The organism is Pseudomonas sp. MH9.3, assembly GCF_034354675.1.
In the GTDB taxonomy this organism is placed as follows: Bacteria; Pseudomonadota; Gammaproteobacteria; order Pseudomonadales; family Pseudomonadaceae; genus Aquipseudomonas.
The window spans coordinates 2,818,225-2,840,027 of record NZ_CP133785.1 but is presented as its reverse complement, the minus strand read 5'-3'; the positions used below and the strand labels follow the sequence as shown (position 1 = coordinate 2,840,027).

Below are 21,803 nucleotides of genomic sequence, written 5' to 3'. Positions count from 1 at the left end.
TAGTCAAAAAACGTCATAAAGCGAGCTGGAGGTTCACAAGTTTATTGCTACGCGAAAAAGCTAAAAAAACGATTCAGAGTTTTGGCTTATTAGTCAGTGACTTGGCGACACCAAAAGAATTTCTGAGTGAGAGAATAAATTTGAGAGTTTTTTGCTGATTTGGGTTAGTGGGACAAGGCGAAGCGGAATCTGCGTAGATCTAAACTTGCGAGGGGGACAAGCCCCTCCCTCTCACCGTTTAATTTTCATCTGGTTTGGATCGGTGCCCAACGTTCCCTGGCTGTGTCTTGGCGAACCACCACCAGACGCCCACCCCCAGCAAGGTCGCCAGCACGGCCAACATCAGGATCACCGATTGCGTGCCCAGCGGCGCCGCAAGCAATGCCACCAGCAGGCCTGCGAGAGGCTGCGACAGGTTGTTCAACAAGGTGATCACGCCCACGGTCTTGCCGAAGTCCTGGGGCGGGATCACCCGTTGCCGGAGGGTGCGCAGGTAGACGTTGAACATCTTGTCGAAGCCTGTAATCAACAGGAAACCCAGCACATAGCCGCCGAGGTTCGGGCTCAGCGCGCTGATCAAAGCCCCCGTGGCGATCATCGAATAGCCGACACCGCCCAGCAGCCGCAGAGGCAGTGCCACTCGGGCGAGGAAAAACAGGATCACGATCGTCGTGACCGCGCCCGCCGCCTGCAGCCCGGCATAGCTGTCCTTGCCGGCGCGGTAGTGGCCGATCACCATGGCCGCCGAGGTGGCCAGGGTGACGCCGACGATCAGGTTCACGCCTACGGCCAGCAGGATGACTTTTTTCAGCTCCGTGAGACGGCGGATATGCGCGAACGCGATTCGCAGAGGTCGCAGCCAGATACCCTGATGCTGCTCGAAAACCTCCAGGGTCACGCGGCTCAGGCGTTGCCACGCGAGCATGCTCAGGTCCGCCAGCAAAAACAGCCCGGCGACCCCCAGCACTGCCCAGTGCCAGGCCCACACCTCCAGCATCAGTGCCGCCAGCAGTGGGCCGAGGACCAGGCCTGTCTGGTCGGCGATCTGAGAATACGACAGGGTTTTGGTATAGCTGTAGTGCTCGAAGATATGCGGCATCAGCACTTCGCGCGCCATGATGCCTTGCGTAGTCAGCACCCCGCACAGCGCCGACAGCACCACCACCCAGGTGATACCGCCAAAAAAAGCGTGGAGCGCCACGGCCAGCACACACAGCAAGGCCCGGTAGACCTGGCTGATATGCAGGATTTTTATCGGGGAGTATTTGTCGCACAGGGCGCCGCACAACGGAAACGCGAGATAGCGCGGCAGCGATTCGACGAAGAAGGCCAGCCCTGCCCAGGCGACACTGTTGGTGGTCTGGAATACCACCAGCGGCACGATGAACAGCAGGATCTGATCGGCCAGCCTGGATAGAAACAGTGAGATGAAAAAAGCCAGGTAGTCCTTACGCATCAAAGCTCTTCTGTCAGCGAAGACGGGGCGACGATATTTTTCAGCACCGCCGCAAGCCTCCGTGGCGAGCGGGCTTGCCCTAATGCCGTTCAGTTAAGCGCAGATTCCCTGTGGCGAGCAGGCTTGTCCTGCGTTGGGCTGCGCAGCAGCCCCAAAGCCAGGCGCTGAGCCGTATCAGGTACACCGCGTTTTGCTCGATTGGGGGCGCTTCGCACCCCAACGCGGGGCAAGCCCGCTCGCCACAGAGGCCCTATGGGTTGGCGTGGGTCAGTAGTGATACCACTTCACTTCCAGCATCACTTCATTCACCGGCGTCGACAGGTGGCTGTACTCGCGCTGGGCGCTCAGGCGCAGGCCCAGGTTGCGGGACAGCTCCCACTGCTGGTTCAGGCTGATGCTGCGGCGCACTTCGCCATTGGTGAAGAAGTCGCCCTTGGCCTCCAGGCTGAGGTTGCCCAGCGGGTTTTTCCACAGCACGCCGGTGTTGAAGCCGGCGGCGGGGGAGATGGCTTCGCTGAAGTCGTTGTTGTGTTCCACGCGCACGGTGCCGAGGGCGAAGCCGAGCATGTCGTCGCTCAGCTGCCAGGTGCCGCCTGCGCCGCCGTTGACGTGGGCCACCAGGGTTTCGTCGTCGTGTTTGCCCGGCACGCGCTCCAGGCCACCGGTGACTTGCCATGACCAGGGTTGCAACAGGGCGTTGCGCGGGGTCAGGGAGCGGATGGTGGCCAGGTCCAGTTGCTGCAGTTGCCAGTGATTGCCTTCGTACTGGCGCAGTTTCATCTGCAGGATTTCGATCTGCGCACCCAAGGGGAAACCTTCGGCGTTGTCGTTGAGGTCATGGTAGGCCATCCGCAGGCCGTATTCGCCGAAGGCCTTGTCGCCTCGGGTGCCGATGCCGGCCTGCCAGGTGCGTGATTCGTGGCCGTTTTCCGGAAGGCCCGGCGGCGTGATTTTCAGGTCCGGCGCAGGGTTCTGGTTGATCGCGCGCAGCAATTCGAAGCTGCGCTGGGAGCGGGCGGTGTCGCGCTCCAGGCCATTGGCGCGGTAGCGGCCCAGGCGGTAGGCGGCGTCGATGACCAGCGCCTGGCGGTCACGCGGCAGCGCCTTGAAACCCGGCGCCTGCAACTGCTTCTGGTCGTCACTGATCTTCAGCACCCATTGCTGCTCATCGCCGTCCAGCGGCTTGGCGCGCTCCAGCAACTCGCGCTCGCGGGACGGGCGGTAATCGATTTTTTCTACCAGGCCCGCGTCCTTGACCGCCTTGACCGTGTCGGTGGGGATGGCGGTGAGGGGGAATTGCTCGGTCAGGCGCAGGCTGGGGCGCGCCACTTGCAGCAATTCCAGCAGGCGATAGGAGCAGTTTTCATCGAAGAAGAAGTAGTCGAACTTGATCTGCTTGAGTTCCCACACGTGCTCGACCATGCGCCTGGTCTCGACTTCGGTGAGGTTGAGGCGGTATTCCCACAGGTCACGGTTTTCGAGGCTGCGGTATTCCGAGAGTTTTTCCTGATACGGCACCAGGGCGAACAGGCCGGGGTAGCCGCCGGCGAGGCCCTTCCAGGCGTAGAGAATGCTGTTGTCAGAGCCTTCGATGTAGGCGCCGAAGTTGATCGCGTAGCTGAGCAGCGCGGTCTTGTCCCGTTGCACATCCGCCTGGTCGATACGCAGCAGGGTATGGCCGAACATCGACGACGGGCTGTTGAGGTACGCCGCCGGGAAGATCATCACCGCGCTGTGGGGCGCGACGTCCTTGAACCACTGGGTGAATTCCTTGCACTCCAGCGCAGGCAGGTCGTTGAGTTGCAACTGCGCCTTGAGCCAGCGGGTGCGCGCGGGGTAAACGCATTGGGCGTGTTTTTCGCCAAGGCTGGCCGGCGCATACAACGCTTCAACGGTGGCCTTGAGCTCGGCATCCGGGTGGTGGGCACCGTCGGCTGCGAGAAAGAATTTTTTGTCGCTGACATAGCTGCGCCAGCCTTTGATCTTGCCGGCTTCGTAATGGCCCAGAGATAGCCAGAACGGATCGTTGGCCAGTTGCTGCAAACGTTGATCATCAATATGCGGGGCCGCGTACAGCGGGGCGCAGGCGAAGAGTGCCAGCCAGGCAAAGCGTTTGAGCATAAGGGCTACTTAAGTCGGAAAAAGTGAGACCCAAAGGGGAGGCGGGCCCAAAAAATAAAACCCGCGCCTCAAGAGGCGCGGGCAGGTCGAGCTTAAGCCTGGGTAGCGTATTTCGCCAGACGCGAATCACTTTTCAGTACAGCAAGGGTGTTGTTGTGCACGTCGTCAGCGGTCACGTCAGCCTTGCTGAAGATCTGCTGGAAGTGCTCGTGGGTCACGGCAGCAAAGTGCTCGCGGTCTTCTGGCGCCACGCCCAGTACCACGGCGTAGGTGGTCAGTGCTTCGCCGTTGCCCTTGGCCATGTCTTCGGACAGCTCGTTCATCATGCCATTCATGGCAATCCAGGACTTGCCGCCGTAGGTCAGGGCGCTGTTGGTGCTGCAACCGTTGGTGCCCGAGGTCATGCCGAAGGTGGCGTTACCCGAGGTGCCGTTGGTGGTGGAAGCCAGGAAGTGAGCTGGAGTGCCGCGCTGGCCTTCGAACAACATGTTGCCCCAACCGCAGTTCGGGCCGCCTGGTGCTTCTGCCATTGCATTGAGGGAGACGACGGTGAAAAGAGTACCAAGAAGGATCCGTTTCATAGCTTTGTTCTCTTTGTGTGCAAACCAATGGACAAGGGGTTCAGGCGCTTGATCGCGCCCTAGGGGCCAGTTATTAGTCCAACCCGCGCAGTTTGGAGTTTAGGCACGTTCGAAGGGTTCCGTGGGTTTTTATAAAACAATCGCCGTTGTCGCGATTTTTTTGCAGGACGCGCTCGCTGTCTATGCTTTCCCTACGGCTCGCCTTGCCAGAGCGCGCAAGGGGGAGCCAGAATGCCGTTATCTGCCCCGCCTGATGTAAGGAAGCCCGATGCCTGATCCTGTTGCTGCCAGCTTGCGTCTAGCGCCCGAAGCGCTGACTCGCCCTTTCTCCGCTGAACAGTTCAGCTTCTCGACCACCAATGATTTGGAGCCCTTTCGCGGTGTGCTTGGCCAGGAACGTGCGGTTGAAGCCTTGCAGTTCGGTGTGGCCATGCCACGCCCCGGTTACAACGTGTTTGTCATGGGCGAGCCGGGCACGGGTCGCTTTTCGTTCGTCAAACGCTACCTGAAAGCCGAAGGCAAGCGCCTGCAGACCCCGTCGGACTGGGTCTATGTGAATAACTTCGACGAGCCGCGCGAACCGCGTGCCCTGGAATTGCCGGGCGGCTGCGCGGCGGCGTTCATCGCCGATATCAACGGGTTGGTCGACAACCTGGTGGCAACCTTCCCGGCGGTGTTCGAACACCCGACCTATCAACAGCGCAAAAGCGCCATCGACCGCGCGTTCAACCAGCGCTACGACAAGGCCCTGGACGTGATCGAGCGCCTGGCCCTGGAAAAGGACGTGGCGCTGTACCGCGACAGCACCAACATCGCCTTCACCCCGATGCTCGACGGCAAGGCGCTGGACGAGGCCGAGTTCTCGCAGTTGCCGGAGGCTGATCGCGAGCGCTTCCACTCGGATATCTCCGAGCTGGAAGAGCGTCTCAACGAGGAACTGGCCAGCCTGCCGCAGTGGAAGCGTGAGTCGAACAACCAACTGCGCCAGTTCAACGAAGAAACCATCACCCTGGCCCTGCAACCTTTGCTCGCGCCGCTGTCGGAAAAGTACGCCGAGAACGCAGGCGTTTGCGGTTACCTGCAAGCCATGCAGGTGTACCTGCTCAAAACCGTGGTCGAGCAACTGGTAGACGACGCCAAGACCGACGCCCAGGCGCGCAAGCTGCTCGAAGAGCAATACTGCCCGAGCCTGGTGGTGGGCCATGCGGTCAACGGCGGCGCGCCAGTGGTGTTCGAGCCGCATCCGACCTACGACAACCTGTTCGGCCGCATCGAATACAGCACCGACCAGGGCGCGCTCTACACCACGTATCGCCAACTGCGTCCGGGTGCCCTGCACCGCGCCAATGGCGGTTTCCTGATCCTTGAGGCCGAGAAAATGCTCGGCGAGCCGTTCGTGTGGGACGCGCTCAAGCGCTCCCTGCAATCGCGCAAACTGAAGATGGAGTCGCCCCTGGGCGAACTGGGCCGCCTGGCCACCGTGACGCTCAACCCGCAAATGATTCCGCTGCAGGTCAAAGTGATCATCATCGGTTCGCGCCAGCTGTATTACGCGTTGCAGGACGCCGATCCGGACTTCCAGGAGATGTTCCGGGTGCTGGTGGACTTCGACGAAGACATTCCGATGGTCGACGAAAGCCTGGAGCAGTTCGCCCAGTTGCTCAAAACCCGCACGTCGGAAGAAGGCATGGCGCCGCTGACCTCGGATGCCGTGGCGCGGCTGGCCACTTACAGCGCGCGGCTGGCGGAACACCAGGGGCGCCTGTCGGCGCGCATCGGTGATTTGTTCCAGTTGGTGAGCGAGGCGGATTTCATTCGCCACCTGGCGGGGGACGAGATGACCGATGCCGGGCATATCGAGCGCGCGCTCAAGGCCAAGGCCACGCGCACGGGGCGGGTCTCGGCGCGGATTCTGGATGACATGCTCGCCGGGGTGATCCTGATCGACACCGCCGGCGCTGCCGTGGGCAAGTGCAACGGCCTGACCGTGCTGGAAGTCGGCGACTCGGCGTTCGGTGTGCCCGCGCGGATTTCCGCCACGGTGTACCCGGGCGGCAGCGGCATTGTCGACATCGAGCGCGAGGTTAACCTTGGGCAGCCGATTCACTCCAAGGGCGTGATGATCCTCACCGGTTACCTGGGCAGCCGCTATGCCCAGGAATTCCCGCTGGCGATCTCGGCGAGTATTGCGCTGGAGCAGTCCTACGGTTATGTGGACGGCGACAGTGCGTCCCTGGGCGAGGCGTGCACATTGATCTCTGCGCTGTCGAAAACGCCGCTCAAGCAGTGCTTCGCCATCACCGGCTCGATCAACCAGTTTGGTGAAGTGCAGGCGGTGGGCGGAGTCAACGAGAAGATCGAGGGCTTCTTCCGCCTCTGTGAAGCGCGCGGGCTGACCGGCGAGCAGGGCGCGATCATTCCCAAGGCCAACGTGGCCACGCTGATGCTGGATGAGAAAGTGCTGCAGGCCGTGCGCGCCGGGCAGTTTCACATCTACGCGGTGCGCCAGGCGGATGAAGCGCTGAGCCTGCTGGTGGGCGAGGACGCCGGCGAGCCCGACGACGAAGGGCAATTCCCCGAAGGCACGGTGAATGCGCGGGTGGTCGAGCGCCTGCGCGCGATTGCCGAGATGATCAGCGAGGAAGACCTGAAAGAAGCGGAGAAGGAGCTGGCGCAGTTGGCGCTGGCCGAAGCCAAACCGACCTGACGCTGAGTAACCAGTGTGAGAGGGGGCAAGCCCTAATGCCGTTCAGTTAAGCGCAGATTCCCTGTGGCGAGCAGGCTTGTCCTGCGTTGGGCTGCGCAGCAGCCCCAAAGCCAGGCGCTGAGCCGTATCAGGTACACCGCGTTTTGCTCGATTGGGGGCGCTTCGCACCCCAACGCGGGGCAAGCCCGCTCGCCACAATAAGCCCACACATTTTCCTTAACTGAACGGCATTAGGGCTTGCCCCGCGTTGGGTTGCGCAGCAGCCCCAAAACCAGGCGCTGAGCCGTATCAGGTACACCGCGTTTTGCTCGATTGGGGGCGCTCCGCACCCCAACGCGGGGCAAGCCCGCTCGCCACAATAAGCCCGCTCGCCACAGAGGTTCCAGTTTGCTGCGAGACGTTAAATTGACGGTTTATCGCCGTTGGTCTCTACAGCCTTGGTTTGTCTTGGTTTTCTTCTATTCTGAGTTAAACCAGTCTACCGAGGGGCGCCGCCATGCCGCGCAACCTTTGCCTTATCCGTCAATGCCTGGGCCTGGAAACCCGTATCGAATGCACCGTGCGCCCGCTAGCGGGGGACAGCGGGCTGTGGATGTTGTTATTCGCAGCAGGCATGGCCGGCGAGCAGCCGTCCGCCATCAAGGCCGAGGGCCCGTTTCATGGGGCCTGCGCCGCTGAAACCCTACTGGGCACCATCGTCGACGGCCTCACGCTGCAAGGCTATGTGCAGAGGCGCGAGCCGCCGATATGGGGCCTGCATTTGCAGGCCTATCTACGCCAACTCAATCGCAGGCAAGAACGCCTTGCCCTGTAATCGCCGCGTTATTTGCTTTCCGGCTTGTCCAGCTTGACCTCGAAGCCGTATTGCACGGTGCTCAGGTCGGTGCGCTGGTAGCTTTCCAGGCTAGTCGGCTGGCCGTAGAAGTAATGCACGTCGAACATCGCCGTGCCGTATTCCTCGGCGCGGTGGCTGACGCCGAGGATTTCCTTGAGGTAATTGCCGCTGGCGTCCTTGGCGTAGAAGCGCCAGCTGTCGGCGGGGAAGGCTTGTTGATCGACGACCAGCGCGTTGTCCTTGAGCGCCAGGCCCTTGGGCAACTTGGCCGCATCCAGCGTGGTTTCTTCGATAGTGGCCAGGAACAGCGGGATCGAACCCACCACGAACGCCGGGTTCTCCGGGAACAGGTTGAGGTCGTAGGTGAGCATGCCGCGCGCCGGGTTCAGTTCGAAGGCCTCGGTGGGCAACTCGATAGGGTCGCCGCGCTCGCCTTTTTCGTCGGCGGTAAAAAACGTCACCGGCGCCTCACTGCTGTTGCGCTCGGCGCCCACCAGGTCGTCGTTGAAGGTAAAGGGGTGATCGAACACCACATGCGCAGCGCTGGCATCGTCGACGGACTGGCTGATGGTGACGCTGTTTTTCAGCTGGTCTTCGGTCATCGACGCGTCCTTGAGCCAACTGGCGGCGCCGTCGTCGTACACCGTGACAGGCATCGGCAAGGCTTGCACGGTCTTTTCCAGGCTGTTTTTGTCAAACCGCAGGACCGGCAGGTCCAGTTCCTTGCGGGTGACGGTGACCGTGGAAAAGTCCAGCACATTGACTTGCAGGGAGTCGATCACGCCATTGAAGTAGACCTTGGCGTAAGACCGGTGCTGTTTTTGCTCGAAGGCTTTTTGCTCATCGGTCAGCTGTTTTTCAAGGGCCGGTGACCAGGCTTTTTGCTTTTGCAGCTCGGCCAGTTGTTTTTCGTAGAACGCCACTTGCGCAGCACTTTCATTGATCGAGCCCGAGCGCGTCAGAAACTGCCCGGTAACGTCCCGTGCCTGGACCAGCAGCGGATTGGGCGAATCATCCGCCAGTTCCGGCGCCAGGGGCGCGCTGTTGGTGAGTTCGAGCTCGGCGTAGTTCTTTTCAAGCAGCAGCAGGTTGACGCTGACAGTGCCTTCGGTGCGCGTGTGACCGACGTCCTTTTTCGACAGGTCGAAGCTGAGCACCTTGCCGGGCGCTACCACTTCCACCGCGCCTTTGAGGCTCACCGGCTGCGGCTGGCTCTTGTTTTCGGTCTCGATACCGTCGAAAAACGGGTAGGTCACCGTCAGGTCGTCAGGGTTGGTCAGGTTGGAGCTGCTCGGGCTCAACTGAATGCCGGGATCGGTTTCCGACCATTCCGGCTGGAACGGAATCACCTTGTTGTTGCTCAAGGTGACCGACTGCCATTCCAGGTTGTGGGGGAATGGAAACTGCTCCGGCACATTGAACGTAAAGGGGAATACCGGCTGCAAATCTGTCAGGTAGTCCGAATGGGAGGCCCTGCGCAGCACGAACAGGCCGTTGATGTAGGTATCGACCAGCGCCTGCGGCGTGGGGTAGTGCTTGAGCAGGGCCAGGGTGTCTTCGCCGTACTCGGGCTCGATGGGTTTGCTGGCGAGCTTGGTTTGCGCGCGCTCGAGCAGCAACAGCGAACCGCCGAGGTCAGCGATGGCGTCGCGCAGCTTGGGGTCCTGGATGCCGTCGAGGGACTGTTCGAACTTGGCGGTTTTCTCTTCGAGGGTGGCCTGCTTCTGCTCTTCGCTGGGAGAACAGCCGCCGGCCAGCAGCAGTGCCGCGCACAGGCCGACGCTGGCCAAGGGAGATCGCACATCCATCATTGCAAGTTTTCCTGTCCGACAACATTGAGTCGATTTGATGGGCTCGACACTAGCAGATAAACGCGCTTACAGATGCCGTACACGTCAGTTTTCTCGCGGTGACAGGCGGCTGGCAGCGACTGGTATACTCGCCGCCATTTCTAGCCACGCTGTGTGAGATTCAATGGAACGTTTTATCGAAAATGCTATGTACGCCTCGCGCTGGCTGCTGGCGCCGATCTACTTCGGTCTGTCCCTGGGCCTGCTGGCGCTGGCGCTGAAATTCTTCCAGGAAGTGATCCACCTGCTGCCGAGCGTGTTCTCGATGGCCGAGTCCGAGCTGATCCTGGTGCTGCTGTCGCTGATCGACATGGCCCTGGTCGGCGGCCTGCTGGTGATGGTGATGATTTCCGGCTACGAGAACTTCGTCTCGCAGCTGGATATCGATGACAACAAGGAAAAGCTCAACTGGCTCGGCACTATGGATTCATCTTCGCTGAAGATGAAAGTGGCGGCGTCCATCGTGGCGATTTCCTCCATCCACCTGCTGCGCATCTTCATGGACGCCAAGAACGTCGATCCGCAGCATTTGATGTGGTACGTGATCATTCACATGACCTTCGTGGTCTCGGCGTTCGCCATGGGTTACCTGGACAAACTCACCAAGCACTGATGCACCGCGCCGGCCTTACTGCTCGATGAAGTAGTAAGGCTGGCGATTGATCGACATCTGTTTGGTCACCGTGACCTTTTCCTGCAGTTGCTCGGTGCGATCCAGCAGCGCCACATTGCCGGGTTTGGCGGCCAGGTAGCTGCGCAATTGCGCTTCGGTTTGCAGGATCGGCAGGTAAGCGCGCAGGTAAAACACACTGGCGCCCGCGATCCGCTCGTTGGGTTGAAACAGCACCACGTTTCTGCCCTGGTCCAGCAGGGTCTGGATCTCGCTGATCACCGGCACGAACGAGTGGCGCACGTCCGCTTTGGGCGCGAACCAGAAGGCCGCCGTGAGGTAGCAGGTGATGGCCAGGATAAACACCGCGCCGATCACGCGCCGATGGTGCGCGTACAGCGCAGGCTTGTGTTCCTTGAGCCACGCCAGCAGCACGCGCACATATTCGGCGGCCAGCACGGCGGCGGCCGGCGTCAGCGCCATCAGGTACACCGTGCGCTTGCTGGACGCCAGGGTCAGCAAGGTAAATTGCGCCACCAGCCACACGCTGAAAAACAGGCGATAACGGTTGCGCACCAGGCTTTTGCGAAAGTGCCACAGGCCCAGGTACACCAGGATATTCCACGGCAAAAACGCCTCGGGCAGCTTCACCAGGTAGTAGTAAAACGGCTCGTAATGCCCGGCTTCGACAAACGAGCCGCTGAAGCGACCGACACTGTTGGTCAACAGCACCTCGCCCACCGCCTGCATCCCGTCGCGCTGAAACAGAAACCCCAGCCAGATCACCAGCGGCACCAACGCCAACAGGGTAAACAGCGCCGGCTTGAGCCAGTCGCCGATGCTCAGGCGCTTGTCCATCAGGCTGATGCTGACCAGGTACACAAAGATCACGATGCCCGGCATCGCCAGGCCCAGCACGCCCTTGCTCAGGGTGGCGATGACCATACCGGCCGCGAACAGCGCCCAGGCCCACGTGCTGGAGCCTTCGCGATCAGGCCGCACGGCCTGGTAAAACGCCAGCAGCGCGGTCGTCACGCCGAGACTGAGCAATGAATCCTCACCCACGCCGCGCACATTGCCCCAGTAACTGGCCATGGTCGCCAGGATCAGCGCCGCGCTGAACGCCAACGTTTTTGGCCGCCCGAAGGTGCGCAACATCCCGTACAACAGCATCACACTGAACAGCCCGGCAAACGCCGATGCCAGACGCACCGCCCCGGTGCTGGCGCCAAACAGCCGAATCGCGCCGGCGTCGAGCCACAGGCTCAGGGGCGGTTTTTCCAGAAACGGCTCTTGAAACAGTCGCGGCACCACCCAGTCGTTGTCCAGGTGCATGGCCATGGCGATCCCGGCCACACGGGCCTCGGTGGAACCTTGCAATTCATGGTTACCCAAGGCGAAGAAGAACAACAGACCAACGAGCAGAAGCAGCAGAGGAACGGGACGCGTCATGGAGTGTGGCTACCGGGGCAGGGGACCGCTCGGGGGAGCGGACATGGCAATCGGCAAGTATAGGGAGGTGTTTCTTAACAATTCGTGAACGAGCGTGCGGTTTTTGCTCGCGTCCTGCCTGCGGTTTTCTGCAGGCTGCACGCGGCAATCGAGCTAATCCCTCGTTGCGCGTGCAGCTGTGGCGAAGCGTTCAGCTCAATTGGCTGTCTTGATACGCCCAATCACGCAGCCAGCCTCGAAATAAGCACCTGCCTGTTCGGCAATCTGAACATCGCCCGCGCAGGGGGCGAGGATCGAGGTTTCCATTTTCATCGCCTCCACCACGGCGATCACTTGGCCGGCGCTGACCGAGTCGCCGTCGCCGACGACCCAGGCATGCAGGTTGCCCGCGACCGGCGTCAGTACCGCTTGTGGATCTGCGGCCTGGCTGGGGCTTGAGCTGGCGCTGGCGGGAGCCGGTCCGTTGAGGCTGATGCCGCGCAACAGGGCGGCGGGCAGGCCCAGTTCGTGGCGCTTGCCGTCGATTTCAACGAAGGTGCGCAGCACCTCGGGGTCGGCCGACAACGCGCTGCGTGGGGCGAGGGTGATCTGTTCGGCGAAGTCGGTCTCGATCCAGCGGGTGTGCACGGCAAATCGGTCGGCGCCGGTGAAGTCGGCATGCTCCATCACGGCCCGATGAAAGGGCAGCACCGAGGCGATGCCTTCGATGTTGAACTCTGCCAGGGCACGGCGGGCGCGGGCGATGGCCTGTTCGCGGGTGGCGCCGCTGACGATCAGCTTGGCCATCATCGAATCGAAGGTGCTGGGCACGCTCGAACCCGTGACCACGCCGCTGTCCAGGCGCACGCCGGGGCCGGAGGGTGGCTGGAATGCGCTGATGTGACCGGGGGTGGGCAAAAAGCCTTTGCCCGGGTCTTCGGCGTTGATGCGAAATTCAAAGCTGTGGCCGCGCGGCACTGGCGTTTCGCTGAACGACAACGGCAAACCGTCGGCGATACGCAGTTGCTCGATCACAAGGTCCACGCCGGTGGTTTCTTCGGTGACCGGGTGCTCGACTTGAAGACGCGTGTTGACCTCCAGAAACGACAGCGTGCCATCCTGGCTGAGCAGAAACTCCACCGTGCCGGCGCCGACGTAACCGGCCTTGGCGCAAATAGCGTGGGCCGACTGATGGATACGCTCGCGCTGGGCGTCGCTGATGAACGGCGCGGGGGCTTCTTCCACCAGCTTCTGGTTGCGGCGTTGCAGCGAGCAGTCACGCGTGCCGACCACCACGACCTTGCCATGTTTGTCGGCGATGACTTGCGCTTCGATATGCCGAGGACGGTCGAGGAACTGCTCGACGAAACACTCACCACGGCCGAACGCCGCTTCGGCTTCGCGCACGGCCGAGGCGAACAGTTCGGCGACCTCGTCCAGGCGCCAGGCCACTTTCATGCCGCGCCCGCCACCGCCAAAGGCGGCCTTGATGGCAATCGGCAGGCCGTGCTGCTCGGCAAACGCCAGTACTTGGGCCGCGCTTTCGACCGGGCCAGGCGTACCGGCGACCAGCGGAGCGCCGACCTGCTGCGCCAGTTTGCGCGCCTCGACCTTGTCGCCCAGCACGTCGATGGTCTCGGGGTTGGGGCCAACCCACACCAGCCCGGCGTTGATCACCGCGCGGGCGAAGTCGGCACGCTCCGACAGAAAACCATAGCCTGGGTGCACGGCATCCGCGCCGCTGCGTTTGGCAATGGCCAGGAGTTTTTCGATATCCAGATAGGTGTCTGCCGGGCGCTGGCCGTTCAGGGCATAGGCTTCGTCGGCCTGGTGCACGTGCAGGGCGTCGATGTCGGCGTCGGCGTACACCGCAACCGATTGCACACCATAGTCACGGCAGGCGCGGGCGATGCGGACGGCGATTTCACCACGGTTGGCGATCAGTAATTTTTTCATGGGGTTTTCTTCGCATCGGCAGTTGAAAAAGAGGCATCTGTGCGCGGTTGGATTTCGCTGAATGCGCTCAGCGGGTTGAAGCGAATCTGCGCATTGATCGGTATCTGCCCGGCCAGGTCCAGGTGGTGACTGGCCACGGCGGCGATCACCGGGTAGCCGCCGGTCAGCGGGTGGTCGGCCAGGAACAGCACCGGTTGCCCACTGGCCGGGACCTGGATGGCGCCGACGGCGGTGCCTTCGCTGGGCAATTCCTGGTGATTGCTGCGGGTGAGCGGCATGTCTCCGGCCAGGCGAATGCCGACGCGGTTGGACTGCGAGGTGACGCGCCACAGCTGACTGCTCAGGCGCTGCACGGCGTCTTCGGTAAACCAGTCAGTGCGTGGCCCCATCACCACGTCGAGGGTGACGATGTGCGCTGCCGTCGGCAGTTCGAAGGCCGGCGCTTCCTGCAGCGATACGCTGGTGCCGGTGGTGCGTGGGGTAAAGCCCAGGCGGTCGCCGACGGCGAGCGCCGGTGGGCCAACCTGGGCCAGGGTGTCGGTGGACAGGCTGCCGAGCACCGGCGTGACGTCAAAGCCGCCACGCATCGCCAGGTAGCTGCGCAGCCCCGCCAACGGTGCGCCCAGGCTGACACGATCACCCATGGCCAGTTCGATGGGCTGGTAGTTGTCGGCCGTCCATTGCAGGCCGCTGGCGCTGGTAATGGTGATCGGCGTGCGCGCGCCAGTGACCGCGATCACCCCATGGCCGTGGCAAACGAAGCTCAGGCCGCCGAGTACCGATTCCACGCAGGCCATGTCCGAGCGATTGCCCACGGCGCGGTTGGCCGCGCGCAGGGCGCCGAGGTCCAGCGCGCCGGAGCGCGACACGCCCTGATCGGTCTGGCCGGGGCGGCCCATGTCCTGCAACACGCTGTGTAACCCGGGGCTGATGATTTCCAGGCAGGCGCCGCTTGGGGCGGCGGCACGCGCGGCGGCGCTGGTAGCGGGCAACCCGCCGGCCGGGAGCGGGCCGGCGTCGGTGAATCGCACTTTATAGCCAGGGCGCAGCAGGGCCGGTTCGGCGCGGTTCAGGTCCCACATCTGCAACGGCGTGACGCCGATGATCTGCCAGCCACCGGGGCTGGCCTGGGGGTAGACGCCACTGAAGTCTCCGGCCAGGGCCACGGCGCCCGCCGGTATGCGGGTGCGCGGGGTTTGCCGGCGCGGCACCTGGAAACCGGCGCCGCCGGTGAGGTAGGCAAAACCCGGTGCAAAGCCACAAAAGGCCACGCTGTAGTCATGGGCGGTGTGGCGCTGTATCACTTCGGTGCGGCTGATGCCCAGCAGGGTGGCGACTTCGTCGAGGTCTTCGCCGTTGTAGTGCACGGGGATTTCCACCCGGCGCTGATCGCCTTCGCGGCGCTGGCTCAGGTCCCGGCCGGCGATACGCTCGACCAGCGCCTGGCGCGCGATGGCGCTGGGACGAAACTGGATCAGCAGCGTTCGCGCGGCGGGCACGATTTCTTCGACGCCGGCAATCGGCTCCGCCATCAGGGCGTCGAACAGGGCCAGGGTTTGGTCGAGGTCGTTCAATTCGACGAGCAGGGTGTCCAGGTTGACCGGTAGAAAGCGCACGGGAAACTCCTAGACGTGGTAAGTGCTGTCAGGCACATCGGTGATGAACATATGGCCGGGCGCGTGGGTGATCGCAAAAGGCACACCCGACGCCGCCACCGCCGCCTGGGGCGTCACGCCGCAGGCCCAGAACACCGGCACCTCGCCAGGCTCGATGCGCACCGCGTCGCCAAAGTCGGGTCGGCTCAGCTCCTGGATGCCCAGCAGTGCAGGCTCACCGATGTGCACCGGGGCGCCGTGGACGGCGGGATAGCGCGCGGAGATTGCGCTGGCCTCGGCCACCCGATCCGGCGGGATCGGGCGCATGGACACAACCATTTCACCGTGCAGGCGTCCCGCCGGGCGACAGGCGCGGTGGGTGCGGTACATCGGCACGTTGCAGCCATCGGCGATGTGCCGCACTTCGATGCCCGCTTCCTGCAGGGCGGTTTCAAAGGTGAAGCTGCAACCGATCAGGAACGCCACCATGTCGTCGTGCTCGGCCCAGGCCTGGGTGGCGTCGCTGACTTCGTCGACCATTTTTCCGTCCCGCCAGATGCGGTACAGCGGCAGGTCGGTGCGCAGGTCTGCGCCTTGCGCCAGCAGCGTGCTCGGACTGCCCGCGTCGCTGACGTCGAGGACCGGACAGGCTTTGGGATTGCGCTGGGCGTACAGCAGAAAGTCGTAGGCCCATTCGCGCGGCAGGGCGATCAGGTTGGCCTGGGTCATGCCCGGGGCAATCCCGGCCGTAGGGGTTATCAGCCCGTCACGGTAGATTTGACGGGCTTGCCGGGCAGCGTCAATGGCCGCCTCGCGGGCGCGGGCGAAGGCATTCATGGGCGATCTCCCGTAAACGGCCGCACGGACAGGTTGGCCTGCTCCAGCACTCGGCGCAGTTCGCGCGCCATGTCCACCGCTGCGGGGCTGTCGCCATGCACGCAGATGGAGTCGGCCTCGATGCGGGTGCGCGTGCCATCAATGGCTTCAATGGTGCCGTCTTCGACCAGGCGCAGCATGCGTTGCGCCACCTGTTTCGGATCGTGCAGCACCGCGCCCGGTTCACGTCGCGACACCAGCGTGCCTTGCGGCGTGTAGGCCCGGTCGGCGAAGGCTTCGGCGACACACTGCAAGCCCTCGTCGCGCGCCCATTGGATCAGCGTGGAACCGGCCAGGGCCACCAGTATCAGCGTGGGATCGATGGCGCGGATGGCGGCGATCACCGCCAGCGCCTGGCGACGGTCGTGGGCAATGGTGTTGTACAACGCGCCGTGGGGTTTTACGTAGCGCACCGACGTGCCCGCAGCCCTGGCCAAACCTTGAAGCGCACCGATCTGGTAGATCACGTCGGCGGTCAGTTCATCGCTGGCCAGGTCCATGTTGCGGCGACCGAAGCCGACCTTGTCCGGGTAGGCCACATGGGCGCCAATGGTGACGTTTTTGCCGGCGGCGGCTTGCAGGGTGCGCAGGATGCCGGCCGGGTCGCCGGCATGAAAACCGCAGGCGACGTTGGCGCTGGTCACCACATCGAGCATCGCGCTGTCGTCGCCCATGCTCCAGGCGCCGAAGCTCTCTCCCAGGTCGCTGTTAAGATCAATTGCACGCATCAAAAGTAACCTCCGGTTAAATCAGGCCGCGCCGATAAAGGCAAAGATGGCACCCGCCGACTTGTAGGCCATGAACCACGACAGCAGACAGGTGAGGATACCCAGCACCAGCAACCAGCGAGGATAGTGGTAGCCGTCCATGAGATCGGAGCGGCGCCAGCCCACGTACATGAAGATGCTCAGGCCCAGCGGCAGGATCAGCCCGTTGAAGCCGCCGGCGAACACCAGCAGCGCCGCCGGTGGTTTGCCCAGCATCAGATAAACAGCCAGCGAAATGACAATGAACACGACGGTCGCCAGGTGACGCCCGCGCTCGGTGATGCGTTTTGAAAACACCGTGATAAACGACATCGATGTGTACGAAGCGCCGATCACACTGCTGATCCCCGCCGCCCACAGCACCAGGCCGAACATCATCATGCCGATATTACCCGCCGCCGCATGGAACGCCTGGGCCGCAGGGTTGGCGCCCTGGCCGGACACGTCGATGACGACGCCACTGGCCACCACCCCGAGAATCGCCAGGAACAGCACATAACGCGCCACGCCCGTGACCAGAATGCCGGTCAGCGCGGCCCTGGAAACCGCTTCAATGTTTTCCACACCCACCGTGCCCCGGTCGAGCAGCCGGTGCGCACCGGCATAGGTGATGTAGCCGCCGACCGTACCACCGACGATGGTGGTGATGGCGGCGAAGTCGATGAAGTCAGGCCACACCGATTGACGCAGGGCTTCGCCCAACGGCGGATGGGTGGCAAAGGCGGCGAACAGGATCAGGCACACCTTGAGAATGCCCAGCGCCATCATGATGCGGTCCATGGCAATGCCGGCGCGATGGGAGGAGAAAATCGCGATGGCAAGCAGCGCACTCAACGCCCCGCCCCATTTGGGGTCCAGGCCGGTCAACGCATTCAAGCCCAGGCCCGCACCGGCGATATTGCCCAGCATGAACACCAGGCCGCCGGACAGCACCAGCAATGTCAGCAGGTAGCCACTCCCGGGGATTGCCGCGTTGGCCAGGTCCGCTGCGCGCATCCGCGTCAGCGACACGATGCGCCAGACGTTCAACTGCACCACGAAGTCGATCAGGATCGAGGCCAGAATGCCGAACGCAAACGCCGCGCCGAGGGTCGCCGTGAACGTCGCCGTCTGCGTCAGAAAGCCCGGCCCGATGGCCGACGTCGCCATCATGAAAATCGCCGCCACCAGAGAGGCGCGCCGGTCTTTGGTGAACGCTTGAGGGGTCTGTGTCACGGCATCGTTCCTACGGTGAGAGATACCTCGACTGAGCAATGTGTGTGCCAGAAGCCATGAATCGGCACCTAAGTGTTGGTTGATAAAGGGTTTATTGTTGAACAATCTGTTGTTGATGAGTGATTCATGTGCACTCAATTGTTACCCAAAGCCCGCAAGCTGCTACTTAATGAAGCACGCTCCCTGCGTCATCCTTGTGCCTTGCACCCAGCTCTGATGGAATAACCGCGCGGTTATTCCTACCTTGGATTTCTTATGAACGACGCACCTCCCACTCTTCCTCGCACGCTGGGAGAATCCATCACCCAGGAAATACGCAGAATGCTGGTCGAAGGCGAACTCGTGCCCGGCCAACGCCTGTCCGAAGCCGCACTGGCCGAGACTCTGGATATCTCGCGCAACACCCTGAGGGAAGCGTTCAGAGTGCTGACCCGCGAAGGCCTGCTCAAACACGAACCCAACCGCGGCGTCACGGTCGCAGCGCCCGACATGGCCTCGATCATCGACATCTACCGCGTGCGCCGCTTCATCGAATGCAAGGCCATCGCCCAAGGCTACCCCCAACACCCCGGCGCCCTGCACATGCAGCAAGCCGTCGAAGCCGGCGCACGCGCACGCGAAGCCAAGGATTGGGTGGCAGTGGGCACGGCCAACATGGCGTTCCACACCGCCATCGTCGAACTCGCCGACAGCCCGCGCCTGCTGGTGTTTTATGGACAAATCTCGGCTGAGTTGCGGCTGGCGTTTGGCTTGCTTAATGATCCGCAGTTTTTGCACCTGCCGTTTCTGGACATGAATGCTTCGATACTTCGGTGTGTTGAGGAAGGGCGTGCGGGGGATGCGGTGGTGATGCTGGAGGGGTATTTGGTGCAGTCGGAGCGGACGGTGTTGGCGGCGTTTGAGCGCAGGGGGAGGGGGTAGGGAGGTTGCAGTCATAAAAAAGACGTCCGTGGACGTCTTTAGATGATCAATGGGTGCCTGGGATCGACCTGTGCTCGCCTGGATTACATCGCTGAGCAGGCAATCGCAGACGATAGTCGATTTCAGTCGGGTAACAATTGCATGATCTCGAACGCGTTCAGCGCCGCCCCTCGTAATAATTGATCGCCGCTGATGAACATGTCCAGGCCATGCTCCTTGTAGATCAGATTGTAGCGGATCCGGCCGACCTCGACCGCGTGTTTGTAGGTGGAGGTCATCGGCATCGGATAACTCCCAGTCGCGGGCGTATCCACGACTTCAACGCCTGCAGCAGCGGCTAGCAACTGGCGAACACGGTCCAGCGACTGGACAGGTTTTGTGAAGCGCAGGCTCAGGGCTTCCGCGTGGGAGCGCAAGGTGGGTACGCGTACGGCGGTTGTGCTGATGGCCAGGTCGGGTTCGCCCAGAACCTTGCGCAACTCCCAGACCACCTTCATCTCTTCGCGTGTGTAACCGTTGTCTTCAAACGAGTCGACTTGAGGAATGACATTGAATGCCAGGTTATGCGCGAAGTGCTCGGCACTGTCGTTATCACCGTAATCGGTGAATGATCTGGCCCGCTCCCGAAGCTCTTCCATTGCAGGCTGGCCGGCGCCGCTGGCGGCTTGGTAAGTGGAGATGATCGCACTTTCGAGTTGGTATTCGTCGTGCAACGGGCCCAGTACCATCAGCGCGATGGCTGACGAACAATTGGGGTTGGCGATGAGCTTTTCACCGGCGTAGCGCTGGCCATTGATGGGCGGAACCAACAGGGGCACGTGATCTGCGTAACGGAATGCGGACGAGTTATCGATCACATAGGAAGACTGCGCAAGACGCTCGCCATACTCTAGGGCGAACGACCCCGATACACAAAGAAAGACGATGTCGCAGGTGGCGCAACCTTCGACCGAGAATGGCTCGATCAAGTGCTCGCTGTCACCCACCTTCAGTCGCTTGCCGGCCGAGCGCTGCGAGGCCATGCACACGACCTCGTACGCAGTATTTTCCAGCAGTTCGAGCATGGTCATGCCTACGGCACCGGTGCATCCGACCACAGCGATTTTTTTCATTCGAATCTCCTTATATGCCCGCGCGCCGTCGAAACGACGGCGCGCGGGTTGCTCATGCAGTACGCAGTTGTACCGCCGGGTTGGAAGCGGCGTTAGCCCGTTGCACCCGAATCGAGTTCCAGGTAAACAGCGTCAATGCCAGCCAGATAAATGCGAAAGCAGCCAGCTTCAGTGACGAGACGGGCTCACCATACACGAAGGCGGCCAGTACGAAGTTGCAGATCGGTGGGACGAATTGCAGGAAACCCAGCGTGATCATCGACAGCCGTTTGGCTGCCAGACTGTACCACCACAACGGCAGTACGGTGATCAGGCCAGTGGCGACCAGCAGCAGGTCGTGGCTGGTCGATAGCAGGAACTGATGCCCCTGGCCCGCCGCATGAGCCAGCATCAGGAACACGGCCGCGAACGGCAACAACACGCCGATCTCCAGCGTCTGCACCACGACCGGGTCTCCGGGCACCTTCTTCTTGAATATGCCGTAGAAGGAATAGCAGAAGCCTATTACTAATGCTATCCAGGGGAATGACCGCAGATTAAGCAGCTCAAAGGCCATCAAGGTGACACCGGTTACAGCAAGCAAAATCGCCCAGGTCTGCAAGGTTGTCAGCCGCTCCTTGAAGATCAACCGTGACACCAGCATGCTCATTATCGGGCTGAGGAAGTAACCGAAAGCGACCTCCAGCACGCGTCCGGTCATGATCCCGTAGATGTACATCAGCCACCACAGCCCGAGCACCGCTGCGACCGTCAGCACGTTGATCGGACGCACTGTTTTGAGGGTCGAACGCAGCACCGGCAGGCGCCCGGTCAGCAGCAACAGAGCCACGAGGAACAGCTCCGCGAACACCACTCGCCACGAAAGCAGGTGATAGGCATCCAGCCCTGCCAGCGGCTTGTACCACAGTGGGTACGAACCCCATAGAAGGGTGGCACCGAGACCGAACGCCACGCCATTGCCAGACTCGTTTTTTGCATTCATTGGAGTGCCTCTGCATTGAGTTTGCGTTCGATGCCGTCCCAGAACATTTCCATCAGATGCAAGTACTGCTCAATGCCTTCGGCAAACAGCCGACGCTGCTCTTGGGTCTGCAAGTGTTTTTCCATGACATTGAATACGGCGTTGGAATGGCCGACTTCCACTTCCATGTGCAACGTCCAGAAAAACCGGCCGCGCTCGTCCATACCTTCGTGTATCAGGCCGTCGTTGTACTTGGAAACCATCGATGCCGACATCGCTTCATCGGCAAACAGGCCGCCAAGGGCTTTCTGCAGCGGCGGTGTGTTGTAGAGCGCGCAAATGCCATCGTTTAGAGCTTGGGTGCTCGGCAGGCATTTGTAAGCCTCGATCTGTGCCTCGTCGATGCCCTTGTTGTGAAGGAACTTGCGATACAGGTCCGAGTGCGATTGGGTTTCGCCCAGTTCGTCGCGAGCATTGAAGGCGATTGTGCGCAACACCGCTTCGTCACGGGTAATGGTGGAAATACCGCACACGTAGAACGGCAGAAATTTGAAGTAGTGCAGCGTTTCCAGATACAGCACCTTGCTGTGCTCGGGGCTCAGGCCTTTCTGCGCATAGGCATTCAGGAACGGGTGCTCAGTGGCACGGTGCTTGAGGATGTAGTCAATCTGCTCATCCATGAACAACTTCAGTTCCAGATCGACGCCACTGTCTCGTACAACGTAAGCGGATTCGGATTGGAACGTTTCTTGACTGATGGACATGGTGGTTCTCCTTGAGGATACAAAAGCAACGGTATTAGGCACAGA

At 61.8% G+C, this 21,803-nt stretch carries 17 protein-coding genes; 4 read left to right on the top strand and 13 right to left on the bottom strand.

All coding sequences use genetic code 11. The features are described from left to right. Positions 1–238 precede the first annotated feature (238 nt). The 3 genes from RHM60_RS12395 to RHM60_RS12385 all read right to left on the bottom strand — a co-directional run bounded on the left by RHM60_RS12395 (position 239) and on the right by RHM60_RS12385 (position 4,158). On the bottom strand, positions 239–1,456 hold the full coding sequence (locus RHM60_RS12395; RefSeq protein WP_231422605.1) for an MFS transporter: 1,218 nt from the start codon (positions 1,454–1,456) through the stop codon (positions 239–241). A gap of 267 nt (positions 1,457–1,723) precedes the next feature. Then, positions 1,724–3,577, bottom strand: a complete 1,854-nt coding sequence (locus RHM60_RS12390; protein WP_209984987.1) for a DUF4105 domain-containing protein — start codon at positions 3,575–3,577, stop codon at positions 1,724–1,726. 92 nt (positions 3,578–3,669) lie between these two features. Next, positions 3,670–4,158, bottom strand: a complete 489-nt coding sequence (locus RHM60_RS12385; protein ID WP_017253712.1) for a DUF3015 domain-containing protein — start codon at positions 4,156–4,158, stop codon at positions 3,670–3,672. 268 nt (positions 4,159–4,426) lie between these two features. Here RHM60_RS12385 and RHM60_RS12380 point away from each other — a divergent pair, with 268 nt between their 5' ends. Together RHM60_RS12380 and RHM60_RS12375 are read left to right on the top strand one after the other, a co-directional pair. Beyond that, the gene (locus RHM60_RS12380) at positions 4,427–6,865 is read left to right on the top strand and encodes a Lon protease family protein (RefSeq protein ID WP_209984981.1); all 2,439 of its coding nucleotides are present in this window, start codon (positions 4,427–4,429) and stop codon (positions 6,863–6,865) included. Between the two features lie 496 nt (positions 6,866–7,361). Further along, positions 7,362–7,679, top strand: coding sequence for a hypothetical protein (locus tag RHM60_RS12375; protein WP_209984978.1), 318 nt, complete (start codon positions 7,362–7,364; stop codon positions 7,677–7,679). An 8-nt stretch (positions 7,680–7,687) separates the two neighbouring features. On the opposite strand, the gene RHM60_RS12370 is transcribed toward RHM60_RS12375, so the two are convergent. Continuing rightward, entirely contained in the window at positions 7,688–9,511 is a 1,824-nt protein-coding gene (locus RHM60_RS12370) for a hypothetical protein (protein ID WP_322214555.1), read from the bottom strand. Positions 9,512–9,674: 163 nt separating this feature from the next. Here RHM60_RS12370 and RHM60_RS12365 point away from each other — a divergent pair, with 163 nt between their 5' ends. Beyond that, positions 9,675–10,163: a TIGR00645 family protein gene (locus RHM60_RS12365; protein ID WP_024077486.1), complete on the top strand. Its 489-nt coding sequence runs from the start codon at positions 9,675–9,677 to the stop codon at positions 10,161–10,163. Between the two features lie 15 nt (positions 10,164–10,178). On the opposite strand, the gene RHM60_RS12360 is transcribed toward RHM60_RS12365, so the two are convergent. The 6 genes from RHM60_RS12360 to RHM60_RS12335 form a co-directional block, all read right to left on the bottom strand. Continuing rightward, entirely contained in the window at positions 10,179–11,612 is a 1,434-nt protein-coding gene (locus RHM60_RS12360; protein ID WP_322214553.1) for an ArnT family glycosyltransferase, read from the bottom strand. A 195-nt stretch (positions 11,613–11,807) separates the two neighbouring features. Further along, complete coding sequence (locus RHM60_RS12355; protein WP_231422609.1) at positions 11,808–13,547, bottom strand: acetyl/propionyl/methylcrotonyl-CoA carboxylase subunit alpha; 1,740 nt, start codon at positions 13,545–13,547, stop codon at positions 11,808–11,810. Beyond that, complete coding sequence (locus RHM60_RS12350; RefSeq protein ID WP_322214552.1) at positions 13,544–15,163, bottom strand: 5-oxoprolinase/urea amidolyase family protein; 1,620 nt, start codon at positions 15,161–15,163, stop codon at positions 13,544–13,546. The genes RHM60_RS12355 and RHM60_RS12350 overlap by 4 nt, the downstream gene beginning before the upstream one ends. Positions 15,164–15,172: 9 nt before the next feature. Next, positions 15,173–15,979, bottom strand: coding sequence for a putative hydro-lyase (locus RHM60_RS12345; protein WP_322214551.1), 807 nt, complete (start codon positions 15,977–15,979; stop codon positions 15,173–15,175). Further along, a complete protein-coding gene (locus RHM60_RS12340) occupies positions 15,976–16,746 on the bottom strand; it encodes a 5-oxoprolinase subunit PxpA (protein WP_322214550.1) in 771 nt (256 codons plus the stop codon). The genes RHM60_RS12345 and RHM60_RS12340 overlap by 4 nt, the downstream gene beginning before the upstream one ends. A gap of 21 nt (positions 16,747–16,767) precedes the next feature. Continuing rightward, positions 16,768–18,000 carry an NRAMP family divalent metal transporter gene (locus RHM60_RS12335; protein WP_231422613.1) on the bottom strand — a complete coding sequence of 411 codons (1,233 nt, stop codon included), beginning with the start codon at positions 17,998–18,000 and terminating at the stop codon, positions 16,768–16,770. Between the two features lie 321 nt (positions 18,001–18,321). Here RHM60_RS12335 and RHM60_RS12330 point away from each other — a divergent pair, with 321 nt between their 5' ends. Next, the gene (locus RHM60_RS12330; protein ID WP_231422640.1) at positions 18,322–18,921 is read left to right on the top strand and encodes a GntR family transcriptional regulator; all 600 of its coding nucleotides are present in this window, start codon (positions 18,322–18,324) and stop codon (positions 18,919–18,921) included. A 122-nt stretch (positions 18,922–19,043) separates the two neighbouring features. Here the strand turns inward: RHM60_RS12330 and RHM60_RS12325 are convergent, their stop codons facing one another. From RHM60_RS12325 to RHM60_RS12315, 3 genes are read right to left on the bottom strand one after another with little or no spacing between them, the layout of a single operon-like run. Then, entirely contained in the window at positions 19,044–20,033 is a 990-nt protein-coding gene (locus RHM60_RS12325; protein WP_057008699.1) for an aspartate-semialdehyde dehydrogenase, read from the bottom strand. A gap of 52 nt (positions 20,034–20,085) precedes the next feature. Next, positions 20,086–21,015, bottom strand: coding sequence for an EamA family transporter RarD (rarD, locus tag RHM60_RS12320; protein ID WP_057008700.1), 930 nt, complete (start codon positions 21,013–21,015; stop codon positions 20,086–20,088). Further along, positions 21,012–21,758 carry an iron-containing redox enzyme family protein gene (locus tag RHM60_RS12315; RefSeq protein WP_322214549.1) on the bottom strand — a complete coding sequence of 249 codons (747 nt, stop codon included), beginning with the start codon at positions 21,756–21,758 and terminating at the stop codon, positions 21,012–21,014. The genes rarD and RHM60_RS12315 overlap by 4 nt, the downstream gene beginning before the upstream one ends. Positions 21,759–21,803 lie beyond the last annotated feature (45 nt).

Coding starts and splice junctions, on each gene's coding strand:
- RHM60_RS12315 (WP_322214549.1), bottom strand. CDS start 21,758: ATGTCCATCAGTCAAGAAACGTTCCAATCCGAATCCGCTTACGTTGTA.
- RHM60_RS12395 (WP_231422605.1), bottom strand. CDS start 1,456: ATGCGTAAGGACTACCTGGCTTTTTTCATCTCACTGTTTCTATCCAGG.
- RHM60_RS12355 (WP_231422609.1), bottom strand. CDS start 13,547: ATGAAAAAATTACTGATCGCCAACCGTGGTGAAATCGCCGTCCGCATC.
- RHM60_RS12340 (WP_322214550.1), bottom strand. CDS start 16,746: ATGCGTGCAATTGATCTTAACAGCGACCTGGGAGAGAGCTTCGGCGCC.
- RHM60_RS12375 (WP_209984978.1), top strand. CDS start 7,362: ATGCCGCGCAACCTTTGCCTTATCCGTCAATGCCTGGGCCTGGAAACC.
- RHM60_RS12365 (WP_024077486.1), top strand. CDS start 9,675: ATGGAACGTTTTATCGAAAATGCTATGTACGCCTCGCGCTGGCTGCTG.
- RHM60_RS12390 (WP_209984987.1), bottom strand. CDS start 3,577: ATGCTCAAACGCTTTGCCTGGCTGGCACTCTTCGCCTGCGCCCCGCTG.
- RHM60_RS12330 (WP_231422640.1), top strand. CDS start 18,322: ATGCTGGTCGAAGGCGAACTCGTGCCCGGCCAACGCCTGTCCGAAGCC.
- RHM60_RS12360 (WP_322214553.1), bottom strand. CDS start 11,612: ATGACGCGTCCCGTTCCTCTGCTGCTTCTGCTCGTTGGTCTGTTGTTC.
- rarD (WP_057008700.1), bottom strand. CDS start 21,015: ATGAATGCAAAAAACGAGTCTGGCAATGGCGTGGCGTTCGGTCTCGGT.
- RHM60_RS12325 (WP_057008699.1), bottom strand. CDS start 20,033: ATGAAAAAAATCGCTGTGGTCGGATGCACCGGTGCCGTAGGCATGACC.
- RHM60_RS12380 (WP_209984981.1), top strand. CDS start 4,427: ATGCCTGATCCTGTTGCTGCCAGCTTGCGTCTAGCGCCCGAAGCGCTG.
- RHM60_RS12385 (WP_017253712.1), bottom strand. CDS start 4,158: ATGAAACGGATCCTTCTTGGTACTCTTTTCACCGTCGTCTCCCTCAAT.
- RHM60_RS12370 (WP_322214555.1), bottom strand. CDS start 9,511: ATGATGGATGTGCGATCTCCCTTGGCCAGCGTCGGCCTGTGCGCGGCA.
- RHM60_RS12345 (WP_322214551.1), bottom strand. CDS start 15,979: ATGAATGCCTTCGCCCGCGCCCGCGAGGCGGCCATTGACGCTGCCCGG.